Below are 21,541 nucleotides of genomic sequence, written 5' to 3'. Positions count from 1 at the left end.
GTGGCTGCGTGGCGCGATTCGCCCAACTCGGCCACCACGGCCGACCCGGCCGACCTCGGGGTGGCGACCGTCGACCGACCCTGGCGGTGGGTGGCGCTCGCGGCGGCACTCGCGTGCGGCCTCGGCCTGCTCGAGCTGGGCACGGACAGCTTCTGGGTGGACGACGGCTTCACGCTCACCCACACGAGCCTCGGCAACGCCGACTTCTGGCGGGTGATCACCGACCACGAGATGAACGCGGCCCTCTACTCGGTGCTGATGCACGGCTGGGTGCAGGTCGGTCAGGACGAGACCTGGATGCGCCTGCCGTCGGTCCTCTTCGCGACCGCCGTCGTCCCGGTCCTCTACCTCCTCGGGCGGCGACTGTTCGACGAGCGCGTCGGGGTGACCGCCGCGTTCCTGATCGCCGTCAATGCGTTCGTGGTCGAGTACGCCCACGAGGCCAGGACCTATGCCTTCACCCTGCTCCTCGCGTCCGCGAGCGTGCTGCTCCTCGTGCGCTACGTGCAGGAGCCGGGCCGGGGGCGCTGGTGGGCCTGGGTGGCGGCGACCGCACTCCTCCCCCACGCCCACTTCTTCGGACTCCTCGTCGTGGGTGCCCAGGCACTGGCCGTGCTCGTCCGGGGTACGTTGCCGACACCTCGCCGGGGCCTCCTCGGTGGGTTCGCCGTCGTCGGCGTGGCCACCCTGCCCATCGTGTGGTTCCTCTCGACCGGCGGCGATCAGGGTCAGGTCGACAACGCGCCCGTGCTGTCCCCGGTGCGCTTCGTCGGGGCGTTCGCCCGACTCGTCGGCAACGGCGGGCCGGTGCTCCTCGCCCTCGCCGGCGTCGCCATCGGCTTCGCCCTCTGGGCCGGTGTCCGACGCGCCCGAGCCGAGCGGGGCGTCGGCAGCGAGCAGACCTGGGCCGTGGTGCTGCTGGTGGCATGGGTGGCGGTGCCCATCCTCACCATGGCCGTCCTCTCGGTGGTCAAGCCGCTGTTCGGTGCCCGCTACTTCCTCCTGATCGCGCCGTCGCTGACACTGCTCGTCGCCGCCGGCGTGTGGGCCATTCCGTGGAGGCGGCTGGGGGTCGCGCTGCTCGGGCTCATCATCGCGATCTCCATCGTCGCGACAGCGTTCTTCTACCCCCGCGCCGCGCACGACGACTTCCGAGCAGCCACGGCCTACGTGCTCGACCACGCCGAGCCCGGCGACGCGATCGTGTTCCAGCCGTGGTTCACCCGGGTCACGTTCACCGTCTACGCGGACCGCTCACCCGAGCAGCGAGACGAGCTCATCCCCCTCGACCCCGATCCAGACTGGGGTGAGTGGCTCCTCATCGACGAGCCTCCCGACCTGACAACCGAGCGTGCCGACACGCTCATCGAGGGCCACGACCGCATCTGGGTCCTCGAACGGGCCGGCACGGAGGACGCCCCCCAGGCCGGCGATGCTGCCGTGATGACCGACGCCCTGGCGGCCAACGGCTACGCAGCCGTCGACGAGCAGTCCTTCCCCGGGCTCGACGTCACCCTTTACGAAGCCGGTTGAGTCGACCTCTTCCGGGCTCAGGGCCCGGTGCGCGCCAGGTCGGCCACGATCGCCTCGACCGTCGGGGCGAACACGGACCAGTCGTAGTGCTCCTCGACCAACGCACGGGCGGCCTCGGACAGCCGGCGGGCCAGCGCGTCGTCGGTGAGCACCCGCACCGTGTGCGCCGCCAGCTCCGCGGGGGCCTCACCGAGCAGCAGGTGCTCACCGTCGATCGCGTCGATGCCGGCGGCGCCGAGCGGTGTCGAGACCACCGGGGTGCCGGCGGCCATCGCCTCGAGGATCTTCAGGCGGGTGCCACTGCCGGCGCGTAGGGGCACGACCAGGGCCCGGGCGTGGTGCAGGCTGGGAAGTACGTCGTCCACCGCCCCGAGGACGGCGACACTGCCCGTGGCCAGCGCCGCGACGCCTTCGGTCGGGTTGCGCCCCACCAGCTCGACCGTCACGTCGGCGACTTCGGCCTGCACCAGGGGCATGATCTCGGTGACGAGCTCCACCACGGCGGCCTCATTGGGTCGGTAGCCGTACTGGCCCACGTAGAGCAGGCCGTGCCCCGGCCTCGGGCGCGCGTAGGCCACCTCGGTCGTGTCCACGCCGTTGGGCACGACCTCGACCCGGGGCGCACCCCAGTCAGCGAAGGTGGCGGCGTCCTCGGCGCTGGTGGCCAAGGTGGCCCGAGCCGTGGTGACCGCAGCCCGCTCGACCGGGGCCATCTTGGCCGCCTCCCACCGCCAACGGAGGCGGTGCAGGCGACGCTCGTCGGTCCGGGCCAACGTCGCCATGATGTCGGTCTCGACGTTGTGGGCGTCGAGCACCACCGGCACCCCGGACGACTTCAGGCCAGCGACGAAGAACGGCGAGGACGCCACCACCAGGTCCCACGAGCCCTCTGCGGCGACCTGCTCGAGCCCGGGCGAGTCGAGGAGCGCAGCGAGGTACGGGCGGCGCAGCGAGTGCAGGAGGGCCCGCCGGCGCGAGAAGTCGTGCCGGACCCGGCGGAGCGTGAACGGCTCATCGGCGAGGCCATGACCAGGGTCGGACCCGTCGTCGAGCGCAGCGACGGTCACGTCCCCGCCGAGGGCCAGGAGACGGGCCAGATGGAGCACCCGGAGTCGGTAGCCGCCGTGCGCCGGCACGGGAGGCTCGTACGAGCACACGAGGATGCGACGAGCCGCCACGTTCACCTGCCTCGGGCCTGCTTCTGCTCCTTGTAGGTGGCGGTGCTCACGTGGAACAGCTCTTCGAAGTAGCGCTTCTGCTGAGATGCCATGATCCCGAGGCTCAGGAGCTGCACGGCGATGACGAGGCTGAAGCCGCTCACGAAGAACGCGTGGGGTCGCTCGTCGAAGGAGATGGCGAAGGCCTCCGACATGCGGGGCTCGAACTCGCCGGACAGGTGCGAGTACTCGTGCAGGAGGTTGTAGGTCAGCCAACCGAGGTTGTACATGGCGAAGGCCAGGATGACGAGGCCAGGGATGATGAAGAACGCCACCGGCCGGAACATGAACCCCGAGAAGGCGTAGGCCGAGGTGCTCTTGCCGATCTGCATCTTCGACTCGCGCCCGGGGGCCGACTGCTGGCTCGACGACCAGTCGAGGTGGGCCGGCACCTCCACGACCCGGGCGTTCAGGAGCTGGGCCTTGTAGAGGATCTCGGTGTTGATGTCCGTGCCCATCGAGCGGAGGCTCAGGCTGGACAGGAAAGGGCGGTCGTAGGCGCGCACCATGCCGGTCAGGGTCGAGAGCTGCCCGCCCGACGCCGCTGACAGGAAGCGGTTGGCCCCCCGGCTCAGCACCCGGCGCCCGAACGGGATGCCGGTGGTCTCGCCGCCCTTCATGTAGGGCGAGGCGACCGCGATCTTGGCGTGGTCCTCGCGCAGGCGCTCGAGCAGCAGCCCGATGTGCTCGGGCGCGTAGCTCAGATCGCAGTCGATGGTCACGACGTAGTCGCCCTGGCAGGTGTTGAAGGCGTACCGGAGCGCCTGGCCGAGGCGGAAGTTCACCGCGTGGTGGAGCACCCGCACCTCGGGGCGAGCCCGGGCGAAGGCGTCGGCGATGTCGCCGGTCTCGTCCTGGGAGCCGTCGTTGACGATCACGAGCTCCCACTCGTAGGTGTCGCTGAGAGCGCTGAGGTAGGCGTACAGCTCCGTGAGCGATTGCATGAGGATCAGGGCCTCGTTGTACGCAGGCACCACCACGGACACGAACGGGCGCTCGCCCGCCGATGGAGGCGCATCGAGGTCGAAGTCCACGGCGTCGTCGAGGGTAGTCATCGGCCGTTCCCCCTCACCCGACGCCGGCCGGCTCGGTGGTGAAGTGCGGCACGACCAGCTCCAGGCCGCCCCGCCGCTCGATGTCCTCGACGTGCGATCGCATGGTGACCACCCGGTGCTGCGCCCGCAGCTGGTCCACGAACTGGCCGACCAACTCGGTCTTCGCCTTGCCGGCCATGCCCATCGCGGGGAAGAAGGCCAGCTCGTCGACGTCGTCGGCCCCGAGGAAGTCCAGCGGGTGCAGGAGGATTGACGGCTCCACCTTCCGCATTCGGCACAACCGCAGGGCATTCGAGAAGTAGGCCCGGGCGAGGGCCGGCCGCACACCGGCGAGGTAGAGCAGGTAGCTCACGTGGATGGGGACCCGACCGAGCGGCAGGGTCGTCACCGGCAGCTCGGTGAGGGCCTCGGCGCCCACCTGCCAGCGGTAGGGGCGGATCGAGCGGAGGCCGTCGCGCCAACTCCCGAACAGCTCGGACCGCTCGGCCTTCTGCTCGTCGGTCAGTTTCGAGGTCCGGAAGTAGTACGCCCGCGCCAGCGGGCCGATCACCATGGGGAGGGTCGACGCGTCGTAGCGGTAGCCCCGCTCGACGAGGATCTCGAGCGTGGTGGTCGACAGGCTGTAGCCCGGCCCCCGGAACCCGATGGTGCGCACGCCGGTGGCGTCCTCGATGGCCTCCTCGGCCTTGCGCAGCTCGTCGACCAGCTCGTCCCGCTCGTACAGGTGCAGCCAGGGCTCGTGGCGGAAGCTGTGGTTGCCGATCTCGTGGCCGGCGGCCGCCAACGCGGCGAGCGGCTCGCGGTTCTCCGGCAACGACGCGTCCTTGCCCACGATGAAGAACGTGATGGTGAGGTCGCGCTCGGCCAGGAACTCGAGGACGCGCGGGACGAGCACGTCGAGGTAGGACGCGTAGCGGTCCCAGCCGGCGTCACCGTGGGTCTTCTGGTACGACCAGAGGTTGTCGGCGTCGAGCGAGAGGCTGGCGAGGGGCCGGTCCCCTGCGGGCCTGCTCACGCCACGACCGCCGGCTCGGGAGCCCCGCACTCGGCGACCGCGATCGCCGCCAACGCCTCGTCGGCCAGGCCGATCGTGTCGTCGACGTTCAGCGTGGCGTTGACGAGCTGCGCGGATCCGGCCAGGTAGAGGCCGGGCACCGAGGTCACCACCGGGGGCACCCGGAGGGAGTAGTCGATGGTCGGCACCGCGAACACCTGGCGGGCCCGCGACACGCGCACGGCCAGCACGTCCTCGTCGCGCAGGTCAGGGTGCATGCGCTGGAGGTAGGGGAGGAACGCCGCCCGCACCTCGTCGTCGGTGGCCTCGAACAGCGGGTCGTCAGGGGCGACGTACTTCGGCAGGTACACCAGCGTGTGCCCTCCCACCTCTGTGGGGTCGATCAGCGAGGTCATCTCCACGACCGCCGTGAACGGGGTGTCCGGGTCGGTGATGTTCGTCAGGTAGTACGGCGCCAGCGGCCGACGCAGGACGAGCGACGCGCAGACGATGCCCTGGTAGCGCACGCCTTCCAGGCGATCGCGCTCGTCGGCATCGAGGTCGGCGCAGAGGGCGGCGGCGAGCGGGGCTGCGGTGGTCACCACCACCCGGTCGACGTGGTCGTCACCATCGGGGGTGGACACCGAGAAGCCGTCGTCCGTGCGCCGCACCGACGACACGGGGCAGCCCGTGCGCAGGGTGACCCCCTCCGCTTCGAGGCGGGCGGTGAAGGTCGCGAGGGTGCGGGCGTACCCGCCGCGCACGTAGCCGAAGAGCTCCTTCTTCAGACCACTCCGCCGGGCCGCGTAGAGACGCTGGATGGTGGACCAGATGAAGCCGGCCGACGCCTCGCGGTACGCCTCGCCGAGCTTGGCCCGCAGCAGCGGCAGCCAGAAGCGCTCGTAGGTGCGGTTGCCCGACCAGCGCCGCAGCCAGGTGGAGACGTCGATGCGTTCCATGCGGCGGCCGTCGTGGATCCTCGAGCCGTAGAAGATGGTCCCGCCGAGGCGCAGCTTGTCCATGATCCCGAGCGGCGGGAAGCGGAGGAACTCGACGGTGTTCGAGACCGAGTAGAGCTGGTCGTCGGCGTAGCAACCGGTGCGGGTCTCGACCCACCGGACCTCATCGCCCAGCCCGAGCTCGTCGAGCAGGCCCCGGGTACGGGCGTCGGAGAGCAGGGTCACGTGGTAGTGCCGGTCCCACGTGACGCGGTCGCCGTCGGGAAGCTCGATCTGCCACGCGGACGCCAGCCCACCGAGGTCCTTCGCTCCGTCGTAGAGCGTGACCGCGTACCCGGCGCCGCGGAGGCGGTGGGCGACGGTCATGCCGAGAATGCCGCCACCGACCACGGCCCAGTGCCGATCCCGGTCGGTGCTCATCCGTCGAGCTCCTTCACGCGTCCGCCGGTGACGGCGTAGCGGCGCCCGCAGCGGGCACAGGTGAGCGCCTCGTGGTCGCCCAGGTCGTCTCCCGGGCGGACGCGCACGAGCGGCGGGCCGCAGCGGCAGACGACGCCGACGGTCACCGCCGGCAGGCCGGCGACGAGGTGGAAGTCGGCGACATCGCGGGTGACGACGGCGCCGGCGGCGACCATGGCGAAGCGTCCGATGTCGACCCCGGGACCGATGACCGCACGGGCCCCGATGGTGGCGCCCGCGCCGACGCGGGTGGCGGTGGTGTCCTCGTCGGGGTCCGAGGAGCGCAGCTCGGACAGGTCCGGGGTGGTGGCCCGCGGGTACCGGTCGTTGGTGAACACGGTGCCGGCGCTGATCATCACGCCGTCCTCGATGGTCACGCCGGTGCAGAGATAGGCGAACGCGTTGACCTTCACCCGGTCGCCGATCTCGACCCCGTACGCCACGTAGGTCTTCTCGCCGATGATGCAGTCGCGTCCGATGCGTGCCGGCGCCCGCAGGTGCGCGTTGTCCCAGACCGCGGTCCCGTCCCCGAGAACGACGCCGTCCTCGACGAGCGCAGAAGGGTGGACGCGGGCCCCCATCAGGCGGCGCTGCCGCCTCGCGCCCGCGTGCGCTCCACCTGGTCGAGGGCCGACGGCACGGGCACCCAGTGGTCGGCGGCGAGCGAGGCGTAGGCCTGCTCGATCACGGCCACGGAGGCGAGGGCGTCCTCCGCGGTGATCAGGAGCGGCTCGTCCCCGCGGATGGCACGGCAGAAGTTCTCGACCGCGCCCCCCATGGCTCCCACCTTGTCGTAGCCCTTGCCGAACGACACCCACTCCGGGCTCGACACCTGGCGGAAGCTGGACCCCTTCCACCCGACCCGGATCTCGCCTTCCGTGCCGAAGATGGCGATGTAGTGGTCCAGGCTCTTGTCCATGCTCCACGAGAGGTCGATGCTGCCGATCACGTCGTCCACGGAGCGCAGGAACACCCGCACGGTGTCCTCCACGGCCAGGCCCTGCGTGCGCTTGCCTTCGACCGCCATCACCTCACCGATGGGCCCGAGGAAGAAGCGGGCGATGTCCACCGAGTGCGTGCCGTTGTCGATCAGCACCCCGCCGCCGGCGATACGCGGGTCGGCGTTCCAGCGACCGGACATGTCCACCCGGGACGTGAAGGCGTTCTCGAAGAGCATCAGGTCGCCGAGGATCCCCGACTCCACGATGTGGCGGGCCCGGGTCACGTCCTCGGCGAAACGGAACTTCGCGGCCATGGTGAGCAGCACGCCCGCCTTCTCGGCGGCGCAGATCATGGACTGGGCGGTCGCCACGTCCACGGCCAGCGGCTTCTCGCACAGCACGTGCACGCCCCGCGCCATGAACTCGAGGGCGATGTCGCCATGGGTGGCCGGTGGCGTGGCGATGATCACGCCGGCCGGCTCGACGGCGTCGAGCAGCGCGCCATGGGACGAGAAGGAGCGGGCCTCGCCGAAGCGCCGGGCGAGCCGGGCCGCGGCCGCCTCGTCGACGTCGGCCACGGCGACGACCTCGACGCACTCCGAGGCGGCCACCACGTCGACGTAGGACTGGGCGATGCGCCCTGCGCCCACGAGGGCCAGGGGCACCTTCCCTTCGGAACCCGTGCCGAAGGTGTCGGAGGTGGTCATCGGGGCTCCTCGGTGAGCTCGGTCACGGCCTCGGTCAGGGCGCCGGCGAGGTGGTCGACGTGCACGTCCGTGAAGCGCTCGTTCCAGGGCAGGACGAGCACGGAGGCAAGGTAGGCGAGGGTCCCGGGGAAACGCTCGTCGGCGTAGTCCACGGCCTCGGGCCGGGCGAGCGTGAACGGGAACCGGCTCTCGCCGAAGGTCCGCTGCTCGGCGATGACCTTGCAGCGGTAGGCCGGCTTCTGGATGTACCGGGGCGCCGACGGGACCTCGACGGCCCGGAGAGCGGCGGCCAGCGCGTCGGGGCCGCCCGGGAGGTGTCCGGCGTCCACGTGCAGTGCGTACCGCCAGAACACCGCCGTGTCGCGCGCCGCCACGAGCGGTGCCTCGATCGCTTCGAGCCCGGAGAGCTGCTTGGTCAGCCGGTCGGCCGCGGCGATGCGGCGCTCGACCCCGGCGGGCAGCTTGGTGAGCTGCGCTCGAGCCACGGCGCTGGCCAGCTCGGTGGTGCGGTAGTTGAGGGCCACGAACTCGTGGTCGGGGTCGGCCTCCCCGTACGGCCAGGCCTTGTTGACGAACACCCGCATGCGCCGGGCGAGCGCCGGGTCGTCGGTGATGACGAACCCGCCCTCGCCGGTGGTGATGTGCTTGCCCTGCTGGAGGCTGAAACACCCGATGGCGCCGATGGTCCCGACCAGGTCGTCGCCGCTGCGGGCGAGGTAGGCCTGGGCGCAGTCCTCGATCACCGGGATGCCCCGGGCATCGGCCAGGGCCATGATCGGCCCCATCTCGCACGGGTTGCCGAACAGGTGGGTCACCACGATGGCCCGCGTTCGCTCGCTGAGACGGGCGGCGATGGTGTCGGCGGTCACGTTGCCCGTGCGGGCGTCGACGTCGGCGAACACCGGGATGGCCGCCTGGTAGAGGATGGGGCTGATCGCGCCCATGTCGGTGATCGAGGTGGTGATGATCTCGTCCCCCGGCTCGGGGTCGAGCGCGGCGATGGCGGTGTGCACCGCCGCGGTCCCCGAGGACAGCGCCACGGCGTGTCCGACACCGAACAGGTCGGCTAGCTCGGCCTCGAGTCGGGGCGTCTGCGCGCCCTTCGTGGCCGTCAGGGTCCCCGAGGCGATCACCTCGGCGAGCAGGTCCAGTTCCTCGGTGCCGAACGTCCGCCCAGACGCGGCCTGATCCGATGGGAGCTCCATGGGCGTGGTCACCGGTGTCCCGTCGGCCGCAACGGTCCATGGTTGAACTCGATCACCCCGCCAGAATGGCTCAATGAGCCACGATCGGACCGGGCGCGTCGCCATCGTCCTCGGCACCCGGCCCGAGATCGTGAAGCTGGCGGGGCTCGTCCGTCTCCTCGGCGAGCGGGCCTGGGTGGTGCACACCGGCCAGCACTACGACGCCGAGCTCTCGGACGTCTTCTTCGCCCAGTTCGGTCTCCAGCCTCCCCTCGACGCCCTCGACGTCGGCGGCCGCACCCGCGGGGCACAGATCGGCGAGGCCACCACCCGCCTCGACGCGCTCTTCGGCGACGAGCGGCCCGCTGCGGTGATCGTCCAGGGGGACACCAACAGCGCCCTCGCCGGAGCACTCGCCGCGAACGCCCGCGAGGTGCCACTCGTGCACGTCGAGGCCGGCCTGCGCAGCCACGACCGGGCCATGCCCGAGGAGCACAACCGGGTGCTGGTCGACCACGTCGCCGACCTGTGCCTCGCCCCGACCGAGACCAGCAGGGCCAACCTGTTGGCCGAGGCCATCCCCGGCGATCGGATCGCGGTCACCGGCAACACCGTGGTCGAGGCGGTCCAGGCTCTACTGCCGGGCCCCGAGGAGCGCCAAGCCCTCCTGGCGACCCACGACGTCGCCCGGGAGGGCTTCGTGCTGTCCACCTTCCATCGCCCCGAGAACGTCGACGACGCCGAACGGCTCGCCGCCATCCTCGAGCAGCTGGCCTCGCTGCCGGTGCCCGTCGTCCTGCCGGTGCACCCTCGCCTCGCGGCCCGGGTCGAGGGATTCGGCCTCCAGCACCTGCTCGACCGTCTGCACCCCGTCGCGCCCCTCGGCTACCAGGAATTCCTCGGCCTGTTCGCCGAGGCGGCGCTGGCCGTGTCGGACTCGGGGGGCGTGCAGGAGGAGGCCAGCGTCGTGAAGCGCCCGGTGGTCGTCGTGCGCCGCTCGACCGAGCGCCCCGAGGTGCTCGGCACCTTCTCGGTGCTCGCCGGCGTCGGCGAGGAGATCGGCACCGCGGCCACGGCCTGGCTCGACGCGCCGGGTGCGGTGCACGAGCGACTCGCGGCGCTCCCCTCGCCCTACGGGAACGGTGATGCCAGTCGACTCGCGCTCGACGCCATGGCGCGGATGCACCTGCTGGCCGACGTCGGGAAATAGTCCTTCAGGCCCACCCGCGCGGCACCGATGACTCGAACGTCACTCGGTACTGGGACCGGGTCGACGGGACGAAAGAAGACCGAGATGTCGAGCCACGTTCACCCCCGCAGAAGGGTTCGGATCGCCGCCGCCGGCCTGTGTGTCGCCCTTGGGATCGGCCTGTTGGCCTTCGGTGGCGGGTCGGGCAACGCCGGCGCCGCCAGTGCGCAGACCGTGCCCTCGCCCTACGCCGGGCGCGTCGGCCTGAACACCCACGAGATCTGGGGCGCCGAGTCCGGCACCTACACCGAGTTCAACCGCATGGCCCGCATCGGCGTCACGCGGACCCGGGAAGGCTTCGAGTGGCGGGTCATCGAGCCGCAGCGCGGCCGTTTCGATTGGGGTCGCACCGACCAGCTCATGGCCGCCGCCGCCCGCACCGGCATCGACGTGCTCCCGATTCTCGGGTCGCCCCCGGCCTGGGCCTCGAACTACCCGGACCGCTCCGACCGGTTCCCGCCAGCCAACAACGCCGACTTCGCGAACTTCGCCAAGGCGGTCGTGGCCCGCTACGGCACCGGCGGCACGTTCTGGACCTCGGTGCGACCGGAGCTCTCCCCCATGCCCGTCGAGGCCGTCCAGATCTGGAACGAGCCCTGGAGCGACACCTACTGGGGCCCGCTTCCCGATCCCGCCGGGTACGCCCGTCTCGTTCGGGCCACCGGAGCGGCGGTGCACGGCATCGCCCCCGAGATCGACGTGGTCATCTCGGGCGATCTGCTCCAGACCGGCGGAGGCGGCCCCATCCGCTATTGGGTCGACGAGATCCTGCGGGCAGACCCGGGGCTCGGCGCATTCTTCGACGCCTACAGCGTGCATCCCTACCCGGCCGGCAGCCCCATGACCGACAACGCCGACGCCCGCTGGGACTTCCGCCGGGTCGAGCTCATCCGCCAGGCGACGGTGGCCCGGGGTGTCCCCAAGCCCATCTGGATCACCGAGATCGGCTGGAGCACCGCCCCGAACGCCGGCGGCGTCTCCGAGAGCACGCAGGCGAGCTACACCCGCCAGGCCATCACCCGTGCCTTCGAGGACTGGCCCTACGTGAAGCGGCTCTACCTCTACAGCTACGACCGCGACACAGGGAACACGAGCGATCGTGAGGGCTACTTCGGGGTGCGCCACCAGGACGGCTCGTTCAAGCCGGTCTGGACGACCCTGAGCAACCTCCTCGAGGACCGCACGGTGACCACCTCGACCACGGCGCCCCCGACCACGACGACGGCCCCGCCGGCGACCACGTCGACCACGACCCCGCCGACCGCCAACGCCCCCGCGGTCCTCGGACCCGCCCGCCTGGCGGTCCGGGTGCTGGGCCGGGTCTTCTACTACAACCCCGCCCCGACCTGATCACGCCGCCGGGTGACCGGCGCCCCCAAACGCTGAACAGCGCGCCCCCGAGGGGCGCGCTGTTCGGTTCCAGGGTGCGTTGAACACTCCCGAGGAGGTCGCCCCCACCTCGGGGAAGAGGGATCAGGCGGAGGCGCCCGACTGGTGGGCCCGGCGCTTGCCGAGGACCACGAGGCCCGTGCCGGCGGCCACGACGCCGACGCCGACCACAGCGAGCATCATCGTGTTGTCGCTGCCGGTGCGGGGCAGGTTGTTCGTGTTGGTGACCTCGGTGACGTCCACCGAGGTGGGCGTGGTGGTCGGGGTCGGGTAGTCCTGCGCAGAGGCGGGAGAGGCGACCACTCCGACGAGGAGGAGCACCGCGAGCCCGCCGGCCGCCAGGAGCGCCCGCAGGGGGCGGATCTTCGAAAATCGCTCAAGTTGCGCAGCCATGGTGACGATCCCTCAACAGGTCGTGGTCTGTGTTCAATTCGCACAGTACACGCGACGGGTCCGTTCCGCCACCCTGAGTGAGAAATCTCTTCACGTGGGGCGTTCGTGGTCCCCAGCCGGCGCCGGTCGGCGTCAACCGGCCGGCGGCAGCGGCACCGCCTGGCGGGGGGTGTCCCGATCGTTCCAGCGCAGGCCGTCGGGGCCCCACCACTCGATGTGAGGGACCCGTGCCGAGGGCGCCACCGTCACCGAGGTGACGTCGTCGGGCACCACGAACGCCACCCGCCACTCGATGGTGTCCCCCGGCGAGACGACCACCGGGATGGCCAGGACCCGTGAATCACCGTCGGGCCCTGCGGCCACGGCGTCCGCCTCGGTCGTGTCCACCAGGCCGGAGTCACCCGGCATGGTGAGCGACAGCCATCCGTCGTAGAGGCCGTACTCCCCCTCGCCGGCGATGTACTCGGGCTCGCCCTCGGGCACCTCGTTGGTGACGGTGAGGCGGACCGACACCACGGTGCCCTCGGCCACCCGTCGCGTGCGCACCCGTCCCCGGACCTGCTGGTACTGGTCGAGCTTGTTCCCGCCGCGGTTCATCAGGCCCACCAGCACGTCGTGGTCGCCCACGGCGCCGCTCACGCCCGCCTGCTCCCAGGCCCGCTGGCGGCCCGTGTCGGCCGACCACAGCATGAGGTGACGACCCTCGACCGCCTCACGGAGCGCCTGGGCCAGCGCCGGGAGGTCCGGGGAGCTGCCGTCGAAGGCCTCGAGGACCGCGCGTGCGATCTCGGCCAGCCGGTCGCGGCGGTCCGACTGGTCGGGGTCGCCGGTGTACTGGTCGTGCAGCAGGAGCTGGACGACGTTGTCGGCGTCGACCGTCTCGCCGTCCACCTCCACGGGGCCGGTCGCCCGCAGGAAGGCCTGGAGGCCCACCACGTCGATGGCCAGCACGCCATCCGCCTCCACCTCCCCCGCCGCCGCCCACATGCGGGTCGCCATCTCGGCGTTGGGCGGGAAGCGCGGCGACAGCGCCAGGTTGCGCCACTCGCGGTTCGGGTGGGCGAAGCCCCAGAGGTCCTTCAGGTCGCGGTCCCGGTAGGGCACCCCCACGTCGAGGTGGAGCGAGCCCGACGGCTGGAAGCCGGCGAGCTGGAGGCGGCCGTCGCCGAAGTCGACCCGCCCCACGGACAAGAACATGCCCGAACCGGCACGCATCTCGGCGTTGTTGGCCGCCATCACCAGGTAGGAGGAGGGGCCCTCCAGGATGTCGGCGAGCGCGTTGGCGGCATCGCGGGTGTAGAGCAGCGCCAGCTCGACGCTGTCCTTCTCCTCGGCGAGCTCGTCGCGGCCGCGCGCCACCGGACCGAGGAGATCGCTGCTGGGACCGAGGGGGATGGTGGCGAGGCGCGCCGAGGTGGCCTCGGCGATGTCGGCCAGCTCGCGCAGCGTGGCCACGCGCGCCGCCCCCGGCGCGATGTCCCCGTCCAGGGCCTCGCGGGCGGCCTGCGCCCCCTGCACCCCTGCGGCCGCCACCTCGCCCGCCGCTCCGGAGATCGTGGCGAACGAATCGATCTGTCGACCGAGGAGCGGCACCATCCGCAGCGGCGCCAGCAGCGGGGACCGGGCGCGGTCACGGGCCGACTCGAAGTCTCGCTGGGCCGACTCGATGACGGGCAGGGCCGTGCCATCGAGCAGGTCCTGCGGGTCGGGGTCCTCCCGGAACTCCGCCAGTTGATCGCTGCCCGCCCGTGCCTCCCGCCGGGCCATGGCCAGCCAGACCCCGCAGAACACGAGGTAGGCGCCCACGGCGAGCGCGGCAACGAGCGCCCAGCGGGCGCGCGGCGAGAGGCGGTTCACCTGAGACCCGTCGGCCGCGGCGTCGCGCACGTGACGCCTTCGCTCAGGCGCGACGCCCGGGACGGGCGGGGGACGCGCCCGTCGCGGTGGCGATCAGTACGGCGGGAACTTGGAGCAGAGCGTGCCGACCTCTTCGCGGACCGCGTCCAGCTCGGCGTCGTCGGTCCGGTGACGCAGGGCCCGGGCGATGAGCGACGCGATGATGGTCATCTCGGGCTCGGTCATGCCCTGGGTGGTGACCGAGGGGGTGCCGATGCGGACGCCGCTGGTGACGAAGGGCGAGCGGGGATCGTCGGGCACCGTGTTCTTGTTGAGGGTGATGCCGGCGCGATCGAGGACGTTCTGGGCCTCCTTGCCCGTCAGCTCCTCGTCGAACGGGCGCAGGTCGACCAACATGAGGTGGTTGTCGGTGCCCCCGGAGACGAGGCGGAAGCCCTCGCGGCCGAGAGCGTCCGCCAGCGCCGCCGCGTTCTTGACGATCTGGGCGGCGTAGGCACGGAAGGCGGGCTCGGCGGCTTCACGGAAGGCCACCGCCTTGGCCGCGATGACGTGCTCGAGGGGACCGCCCTGGAGGCCGGGGAAGATGGCCTTGTCGATGGCGGCGCCGAGCTCGGCCCGGCTGAGGATGCAACCGCCCCGGGGGCCGCGCAGCGTCTTGTGGGTGGTGAAGGTGACGATGTCGGCGTGGGGCACCGGGTTGGGGTGCGCCCCGCCGGCGATCAGACCGGCGATGTGGGCGGCATCGAACATGAACAGCGCGCCCACCTCGTCGGCGATGGCCCGGAACGCCTCGGGGTCGATGGTGCGCGAATAGGCGGTGGCGCCGGCCACAATCAGCTTCGGTCGGCACTCGCGGGCGAGGTCGGCGATGGCCTCGTAGTCGAGACGCTCGTCGCTCGGGGTCAGGCCGTAGGGCACGAAGTCGTAGAGCCGCCCGCTGAGGTTGACCGGCGAGCCGTGGGTGAGGTGGCCGCCGTGGTCGAGGGACTGGCCCATGACGGTGTCGCCGGGCTCGAGCACGGCCAGGTAGACCGCGATGTTGGCATTGGCACCCGAGTGGGGCTGCACGTTGGCGTGCTCGGCGCCGAAGAGCGCCTTGACCCGCTCGCGGGCGAGGTCCTCGACCTCGTCCACCACCTGGTTGCCGCCGTAGTAGCGCTTGCCCGGGTAGCCCTCGCTGTACTTGTTGGTGAAGACCGAGCCCGTGGCCTCCATCACCGCCGGCGAGGTGAAGTTCTCGCTGGCGATGAGCTGGATGGTCGTCGTCTGGCGCTCGACCTCCTGGTCGATGAGACCGAACAGCTCGTCGTCGCGGTCGGTGGTGAATGGCATCAGGGGGCCTTTCCGGGCGCGGCGGGCGGACCGTCCCGTTCGATGTCGGTGATCTGGGCGAGGCGGCGCTCGTGGCGCCCGCCCTCGAAGGGGGTGGCCAGCCAGAGCGTGAGGATCTCGGTGGCCAGGCCGTCGGCGACGATGCGGCCCCCCATCGACAGCACGTTGGCGTCGTTGTGCTCGCGGGAGAGCCGGGCGGTGTAGAGGTCGTTGCAGAGCGCGGCGCGCACCCCGTCGACCTTGTTGGCCGCGATCTGCTCGCCCTGGCCGCTGCCGCCGAGGACGATGCCCCGGTCGGCCTGGCCGGCCACCACGGCGGCGCCCACCGCCGCGCAGATGGGCGGGTAGTCGACCGACGCCTCGCTGTCGGTGCCGAGGTCGATGGCCTCGTGGCCCAGCTCGCCGAGCACCGCGATGAGATGCGACTTCAGGCGGAAGCCGGCGTGGTCGGACCCGATGGCGACCTTCACGACGGCACCGGTGTGAACGGCGCCACCGGAGGCGGAGGCGGAGGCGGAGGGGGCGGGGGCGGGGGCGGAGGCGGAGGCGGAGGCGGGGCCATGGCGTGGACGGGCCAGAGGAGGGCGCTGAGGCGGCTGACCAGGCCGTCGAGCTCGTTGGCGGTGCGCTCGTAGTGCTCGACGGACCGTCCGATGGGGTCGGCCACGTCGTCCTCGGCCGAGGCCCCGAGGTGGTCGGTCGCACGGCGGCCGGCGGCGGCGCGAGCCAGCCACGCCTCGGTGGTCTCACCCGGCTGGCGGGGCCCGATGGCCTCACCGCGACGCACCAGCTCTTTCAGGGTGAAGGCGCGGGGCGCCACGTCGTTGGCCAGCACCACGGCCTCACGCACGTGCATCCGCTCCATGCCCACGATGAGGTCGGCCTCACGCAGCATGTCGGCGTTCATCACCCGGCTGCGATGCCGGGTGAGGTCGTGGCCCTTGCGCCCGGTCACCGTCACCCCGTGGGGCGACGCCGGCTGCCCGTCCTTGAACAGGCCGGCGGAGGAGACGTGGCCGGGGACGCCACGCGCCGCCATCTGGTAGGCCAGGAAGGCCTCGGCCATCGGCGAACGGCAGATGTTGCCCGAGCACAGTACGAGGACGTCGATCTGGCGATTGTACGGAATGAGCCGCCCCTTTCTAACTTGACCGGATGGTCAAGGTAGTGGACCCGCGCACCCCCGTCATCGTGGGCGTGGGCCAGGTCGAGAACCGGATCGACCGGGGCGACGACGAGGTCGAGCCCGTCGAGCTCATCGCCCGTGCCGCCGAGGCGGCCGCGACCGACAGTGGCGGTCGCGGGCTGCTCGCCGCGGTGGACTCCGTACGGGTCGTCAAGCTGCTCTCCTGGCGCTACCGGGACCCGGGCGCTCTGGTGGCCGAGCGGGTGGGAGCGAAGCCCCGTCAGAGCATCTACACGACCGACGGCGGCCAGACCCCGCAGGCGCTCCTGAACCGCACCGCCCTCGACATCGCCGCCGGCGACCTCGATGTGGCCCTGCTCTGCGGCGGCGAGGCGTGGCGCACCCGGACCGCCCACCGCAATCGGGACGAGAAGCCCGCGTGGACCTCCCAGGGGGAAGACACGCCGCTCGCCGACAGCTTCGGGGCACCCCTCGACATGATCGACGAGGCCGAGGCGGCACAAGGTCTCGTCCTGCCGGTGCAGATGTACGCCATCTTCGAGATCGCTCTGCGGGCCGCGGCCGGGCGCACCCCCGCCGAGCACCTCGCCCACCTCGGGCGCCTCTGGTCCGGCTTCTCCGAGGTGGCGGCCGCCAACCCGCACGCGTGGAACCGCACGGCCATGACGCCGGAGGAGGCCGTCACCCCCACCCCGACCAACCGGCTCATCGGGTACCCGTACACGCTCGTCATGAACTCGAACAACAACGTCGAGCAGGCCGCCGCGGTGCTGCTGTGCTCGGCCGAGAAGGCCGAGGCCCTCGGCGTCCCCCGTGACCGGTGGGTGTTCCCGGTCGCCGGCGCCGAGGCCAACGACCGGGCCCACGTGTCGCCCCGAAACGACCTCTGCTCGTCGCCCGCCCTGCGCACCGCCGGCGCCGCGCTCTTCGACGCCGCCGGCATCGGCGCAGCCGACCTCGGCCCCGTCGACCTCTACTCGTGCTTCCCGTCGGCCGTGCAGATCGCGGCGGCGGAGTTGGGGCTCGGCCTGGAGCGGCCCCTCACCGTGACCGGGGGGATGGGGCTCGCCGGCGGCCCGTGGAACAACTACGCCACCCACGGCATCGCCACCATGGTCGAGGTGCTGCGGGGTGAGACGCCCGGGACGCTCGGACTGTGCAGCGCGAACGGCGGGTTCACCACCAAGCACGCACTGGGCCTCTACGCCACCGAGCCGCCGGCCGGCGGCTTCCGCCACGCCGGCACGCAGGCCGAGGCCGACGCGCTGGCCGCCCCGGGCCGCGAGGTGGCACCCGACGACCACGCCGGACCGGTCACCGTCGAGGCCTACACGGTGATGCACGGACGTGACGGCGAGCGCGAGGTGGCGCTGGCCGCCGGACTGCTCCCCGATGGCCGACGGGCGTGGTGCTCGACGCGCGACGTCGACACCATGGCGGCGCTGATCGACGAGGAGTGCTGCGGCCGCCCGGCGCACCGCGCCGCCGGCGGCAGCCTGCGATTGGACTGATGTCGGACGCCGACCCCCGGTCGGGCGAGTGCACGCCCTGCGCCGAGGGGCCTGCTATCCCTCGCCGCCGGACTGGCGGTCCGCGTTCTCCTGGAGGCGGGCGTTGAGCAGGGACATCACCCGCTGGCTGGCCTTGGGCATCTCCTCGAGGAGGGCCCGGAAGCTGCGGGTGTCGAGGCCGAGGAGCTGCATGGGTGTCTCGGCCACGACCGAGGCGATGCGGGGGCGGTGCTCGAGGAGCGCCATCTCGCCCACCATCGAACCGGGGCCGAGGGTGGCGATGTGCTCGCCGCCGAAGTACACGTTGGCCTGGCCCGACTCGATGACGTAGCACTCCTGGCCCGGCCGGCCCTGATCGGTCAACACGGCGCCGGGCTCGGCCTCGACGTCGTCGACGAGCTCGGCGACCCGCGCCAGCTCGTCGGGCGTGAAGCCCTCGAAGAACGCGATCCTCGACAGCCGCTCCGCGGCCTCGGTGGCCTTCTTCCTGCGAACCATCTGTTCCCCCTGTGCCCGACCGGTTCGTGGTCGGCCACAGGGTAGACCCCCCGGCTGCCGTGCGCGGACGGGTGGGAGCACGGGTGCGGACGACGCCGGGAACCAGACCGGTAACGTCATTCGTCTGTACGGGGCAACCAGCTCTCGACCAAGGGGTGACGGTGAAGCGCAGCAACGGGCAGTCCCAGCGGGCCACCAACCGGGTGGTGGCCGTCGTCGTGGCCACCGCGCTGGCCGTCACCCTCCTGTCGTGCTCGTCGGGTGGCGACGGCGGCGATGGCGCGACCGCCACCACCGACCCGAGCGCGAGCCTCACCGAGGAGGAGCAGGCGCTCGTCGACGACGCGCAGGCCTGGCTCGGCGAGGCCGACGCCGTGCCCGACGCCACCTTCGACTCGCTCGTGTTCGCCGGCCTCACCCGGTCGCCGAACGTCAGCCACGTCACCTTCGCCCAGGAGTACGACGGCCACCTCGTGCAGGACGCGGAGGTCACCGTCCACGTGCGCGACGGCGGCGAGATCACGGGCGCCAACAACGCTCTCGTCGACGCCCAGCCGGCCGAGGACGCCGCCGAGGCGACCACGGCCGAGGAGGCCAAGGAGAGCGCCGGCAAGGCGGTGCAGGGCACCCCGACCGAGGTGGACGAGCCCGAGCTCGTCTGGGTGCAGTCGGGTGACGAGCTCGTGCTGGCGTGGCGCGTGGGCGTGCGCACGTCCGACCCCACCGGATCCTGGCGGGTCCTGATCAACGCCACCACCGGCGACACCATCACCGCGGCCCAGGTGGCCACCGACCGCCACCGCCTCGGCCCGGCCGTTCCCGGCAACGCGGCCCTCGCCGGCACCGCGGTCTCGTCGGGCAAGGGAGTGGCCGCCCAGGCCGCCGGGGATCAGTGCGACCTGCCCGAGGCCCCCTCGGCCTGCGTGTTCCTCCCGGACCCGATCTACGCCTCCGGAGGCCAGCTCACCGACTCGGCCGACGCCAACCAGTTCCTGTCGGGCGAGCCCCTCGAGGGCCTCGACGACCCCGCCTCGGGCCAGCTCGTCGGCGAGTTCGTCAACGCCGACCCCGACGGCGCCCCGGTCGACACCCCCGAGGAGGCCGACGCCCAGTGGGGCCAGGGTCGCGGCGAGGCCGGCTTCGAGAGCGCCATGGCCTACTACTGGATCGACCGGGTGCAGCGTCAGATGCAGGACCTCGGCTTCACCGACGTCCGCAACGAGTCCTTCCCCGTGTTCGGCGTGGACCCCCAGACCGTCGACAACGCCTTCTACGACGGGTCCGAGATCGTCCTCGGCGTCGGCTCGAACGGCATCAACGAGGGCGAGGACGCCAGCGGCATCATCCACGAGTACGGCCACGCCGTGCTGGACCAGCAGGCGCCCGGCCTGCTCCAGGGCCAGGAGGCCGGCGCCTACCACGAGGCCTTCGGTGACCTGCTCGCCTACTTCACCACCGTCGAGCTGCGTGCCGGCAACGACCAGGTCGACCAGGCCTGCCTGTTCGCCTGGGCGGAGGAAGGCGCCTGCATCCGGCGCATGGACGACGACAAGGTGTACCCCGACGACCTCGTCAACGAGGTGCACGAGGACGGCACCATCTACACCGGCGCCATCTTCGACATCTTCGCCGCCCTGCTGGCCGAGGAGGGCATCGACGTGGCCGACTGCCCCGGCAGCGACCAGTGCAACGAGGTGCGCGACCGCATCCTCACGACGTTGCTGGCCTCGAACAACTACCTCAACTCGAACGTCACCCTGCCCGACGTCGCCGCGGCTTACCAGACCACCAACAACGCCAACTTCGACGGCGAGGACGCCGAGCTCATCGAGTCGGTCTTCGCCGAGCACGGCCTGGCGGGCGGCAGCAGCAACACCATCGACGCCGACGGCAACGACACGGGCTCGGCCAACGACGCCGCCGCATCCGTCGCGTTCGAGATCAGCCACACCTACCGCGGTGACCTGGCGGTGACCGTCGGGGTGGCCGACCCCGAGGGCAACGACCTCTGCGAGCCCGTGGTCATCCACGAGCCGGACAACACCGACAGCGCCCAGGACCTCTCCGGCCAGGTCGACGTCAGCGACAGCGACTGCGCCCAGTTCCTGCCGCCGAGCCCGGACCAGTTGTGGTTCCTCCGGGCCGAGGACACCCTACCCCAGGACGAGGGCCAGATCGTGAGCTTCACGGTCCTCGACGGCGACACGCCCTTCCCGGCCTCGGGCCTGCCCAAGCCCATCGCCGACGGCGACCCCGAGGGCACCTTCGCCATCACCGACGGCAGCACCGACGCCGTCGACACCAGCACCGGCACCACCGACGACGTGGGCGACGGGCCGTTCATGAGCCTCGAGCTCACCCACACCTACACCGGCGACCTCTCCATCCGCGCCGGCGTGGGCCAGTCCGACGGCACCACCCTGTGCTCGGTGCAGGTGGTCGAGCCCGACCCCAACGACGGTGGCGACGGCGGTCTCTCCGGCGACATCGACCTGTCCGAGTGCGCCGACCAGTACCCGCCCGACGACGAGCACCTCTGGTTCCTCCAGGTGATCGACACGGCCGATCTCGACAGCGGCACCGTCGACTCGCTGTCACTGACCGGTCCCGACGGCCAGACCTTCGAGTTCGACAACGTCCCCGCCGAGATCCCCGACAACGACCCCGACGGCCTCACCTTGTTCACCGACGGGTCGAGCGGCTCGGCCACCACCGACATCGGCGCCGGCGGCGCCCCGACGGCGTCGATCACCATCGACCACTCGTTCCAGGGCGACCTGGCCGTCACCGTCGGGGTGCTCGACGCCGAGGACAACGTGCTCTGCGAGGAGCCCTTCGCCACCCCGGACCAGAACAACGGCGAGAACGGCCTCGACGTCAGCGGTCCCGTCAGCGACTGCGCCTCCCAGTACCCGCCGTCGGCCGACCGCCAGTGGTACCTGTTCGTGGCCGACACCCTGGCCCAGGACACCGGCTCGGTGGTCTCGGCCACCCTCGAGGGCGACGACGGCCAGACCTTCAGCGTCGACGCCTCCCAGGGCGACATCCCCGACGCCGACCCCGACGGCCTGGTCCTCTTCTTCCAGTAGCACCGCCCGCGGCGGACGGCCCCGGGG

The 21,541-nt window shown here is 71.8% G+C and carries 18 protein-coding genes; 5 read left to right on the top strand and 13 right to left on the bottom strand.

Going from position 1 to position 21,541, the window contains the following annotated elements; all coding sequences use genetic code 11:
* On the top strand, positions 1–1,533 hold the full coding sequence (locus JNK12_22575) for a glycosyltransferase family 39 protein (protein MBL8778732.1): 1,533 nt from the start codon (positions 1–3) through the stop codon (positions 1,531–1,533).
* Positions 1,534–1,550: 17 nt separating this feature from the next.
* Here the strand turns inward: JNK12_22575 and JNK12_22570 are convergent, their stop codons facing one another.
* Genes JNK12_22570 through JNK12_22540 form a run of 7 tightly spaced genes read right to left on the bottom strand, consistent with a single transcriptional unit; the run spans position 1,551 to position 9,082 of the window.
* Positions 1,551–2,711: a glycosyltransferase gene (locus JNK12_22570; GenBank protein MBL8778731.1), complete on the bottom strand. Its 1,161-nt coding sequence runs from the start codon at positions 2,709–2,711 to the stop codon at positions 1,551–1,553.
* Positions 2,712–2,713: 2 nt separating this feature from the next.
* Positions 2,714–3,805, bottom strand: a complete 1,092-nt coding sequence (locus tag JNK12_22565) for a glycosyltransferase family 2 protein (GenBank protein ID MBL8778730.1) — start codon at positions 3,803–3,805, stop codon at positions 2,714–2,716.
* Between the two features lie 13 nt (positions 3,806–3,818).
* The gene (locus JNK12_22560; GenBank protein ID MBL8778729.1) at positions 3,819–4,820 is read right to left on the bottom strand and encodes a polysaccharide deacetylase family protein; all 1,002 of its coding nucleotides are present in this window, start codon (positions 4,818–4,820) and stop codon (positions 3,819–3,821) included.
* Positions 4,817–6,178, bottom strand: coding sequence for an NAD(P)/FAD-dependent oxidoreductase (locus JNK12_22555; protein MBL8778728.1), 1,362 nt, complete (start codon positions 6,176–6,178; stop codon positions 4,817–4,819). The genes JNK12_22560 and JNK12_22555 overlap by 4 nt, the downstream gene beginning before the upstream one ends.
* On the bottom strand, positions 6,175–6,798 hold the full coding sequence (locus JNK12_22550) for an N-acetyltransferase (GenBank protein ID MBL8778727.1): 624 nt from the start codon (positions 6,796–6,798) through the stop codon (positions 6,175–6,177). Before JNK12_22550 ends, JNK12_22555 begins: the two co-directional genes overlap by 4 nt.
* The gene (locus tag JNK12_22545; GenBank protein MBL8778726.1) at positions 6,798–7,865 is read right to left on the bottom strand and encodes a Gfo/Idh/MocA family oxidoreductase; all 1,068 of its coding nucleotides are present in this window, start codon (positions 7,863–7,865) and stop codon (positions 6,798–6,800) included. Before JNK12_22545 ends, JNK12_22550 begins: the two co-directional genes overlap by 1 nt.
* Positions 7,862–9,082 (bottom strand): DegT/DnrJ/EryC1/StrS family aminotransferase, encoded by a 1,221-nt coding sequence (locus tag JNK12_22540; GenBank protein ID MBL8778725.1) that lies wholly within the window; start codon positions 9,080–9,082, stop codon positions 7,862–7,864. The genes JNK12_22545 and JNK12_22540 overlap by 4 nt, the downstream gene beginning before the upstream one ends.
* Positions 9,083–9,143: 61 nt before the next feature.
* Between JNK12_22540 and wecB the strand changes: the two genes are divergently transcribed.
* On the top strand, positions 9,144–10,259 hold the full coding sequence (gene wecB, locus JNK12_22535) for a UDP-N-acetylglucosamine 2-epimerase (non-hydrolyzing) (protein MBL8778724.1): 1,116 nt from the start codon (positions 9,144–9,146) through the stop codon (positions 10,257–10,259).
* A gap of 84 nt (positions 10,260–10,343) precedes the next feature.
* A complete protein-coding gene (locus JNK12_22530; protein ID MBL8778723.1) occupies positions 10,344–11,648 on the top strand; it encodes a beta-galactosidase in 1,305 nt (434 codons plus the stop codon).
* Between the two features lie 123 nt (positions 11,649–11,771).
* On the opposite strand, the gene JNK12_22525 is transcribed toward JNK12_22530, so the two are convergent.
* The 5 genes from JNK12_22525 to JNK12_22505 all read right to left on the bottom strand — a co-directional run bounded on the left by JNK12_22525 (position 11,772) and on the right by JNK12_22505 (position 16,335).
* Positions 11,772–12,080, bottom strand: a complete 309-nt coding sequence (locus JNK12_22525; GenBank protein MBL8778722.1) for an LPXTG cell wall anchor domain-containing protein — start codon at positions 12,078–12,080, stop codon at positions 11,772–11,774.
* Positions 12,081–12,212: 132 nt separating this feature from the next.
* Complete coding sequence (locus JNK12_22520; protein MBL8778721.1) at positions 12,213–13,967, bottom strand: DUF4012 domain-containing protein; 1,755 nt, start codon at positions 13,965–13,967, stop codon at positions 12,213–12,215.
* 63 nt (positions 13,968–14,030) lie between these two features.
* Entirely contained in the window at positions 14,031–15,269 is a 1,239-nt protein-coding gene (locus JNK12_22515) for a serine hydroxymethyltransferase (protein MBL8778720.1), read from the bottom strand.
* Positions 15,269–15,739: a ribose 5-phosphate isomerase B gene (gene rpiB, locus JNK12_22510; protein ID MBL8778719.1), complete on the bottom strand. Its 471-nt coding sequence runs from the start codon at positions 15,737–15,739 to the stop codon at positions 15,269–15,271. Before rpiB ends, JNK12_22515 begins: the two co-directional genes overlap by 1 nt.
* Positions 15,736–16,335 (bottom strand): hypothetical protein, encoded by a 600-nt coding sequence (locus tag JNK12_22505; protein ID MBL8778718.1) that lies wholly within the window; start codon positions 16,333–16,335, stop codon positions 15,736–15,738. The genes rpiB and JNK12_22505 overlap by 4 nt, the downstream gene beginning before the upstream one ends.
* Positions 16,336–16,424: 89 nt before the next feature.
* Between JNK12_22505 and JNK12_22500 the strand changes: the two genes are divergently transcribed.
* Complete coding sequence (locus tag JNK12_22500; protein ID MBL8778717.1) at positions 16,425–17,927, top strand: acetyl-CoA acetyltransferase; 1,503 nt, start codon at positions 16,425–16,427, stop codon at positions 17,925–17,927.
* Between the two features lie 54 nt (positions 17,928–17,981).
* On the opposite strand, the gene JNK12_22495 is transcribed toward JNK12_22500, so the two are convergent.
* Positions 17,982–18,425, bottom strand: coding sequence for a cyclic nucleotide-binding domain-containing protein (locus tag JNK12_22495; GenBank protein ID MBL8778716.1), 444 nt, complete (start codon positions 18,423–18,425; stop codon positions 17,982–17,984).
* A 161-nt stretch (positions 18,426–18,586) separates the two neighbouring features.
* Between JNK12_22495 and JNK12_22490 the strand changes: the two genes are divergently transcribed.
* Positions 18,587–21,514 (top strand): M36 family metallopeptidase, encoded by a 2,928-nt coding sequence (locus tag JNK12_22490; GenBank protein ID MBL8778715.1) that lies wholly within the window; start codon positions 18,587–18,589, stop codon positions 21,512–21,514.
* Positions 21,515–21,541: the final 27 nt, after the last annotated feature.

Source organism: Acidimicrobiales bacterium, assembly GCA_016794585.1.
In the GTDB taxonomy this organism is placed as follows: Bacteria; Actinomycetota; Acidimicrobiia; order Acidimicrobiales; family DATDAH01; genus JAEUJM01.
Note: the sequence above shows the minus strand (reverse complement) of the source record. Positions and strands in the feature narration are given on the sequence as shown.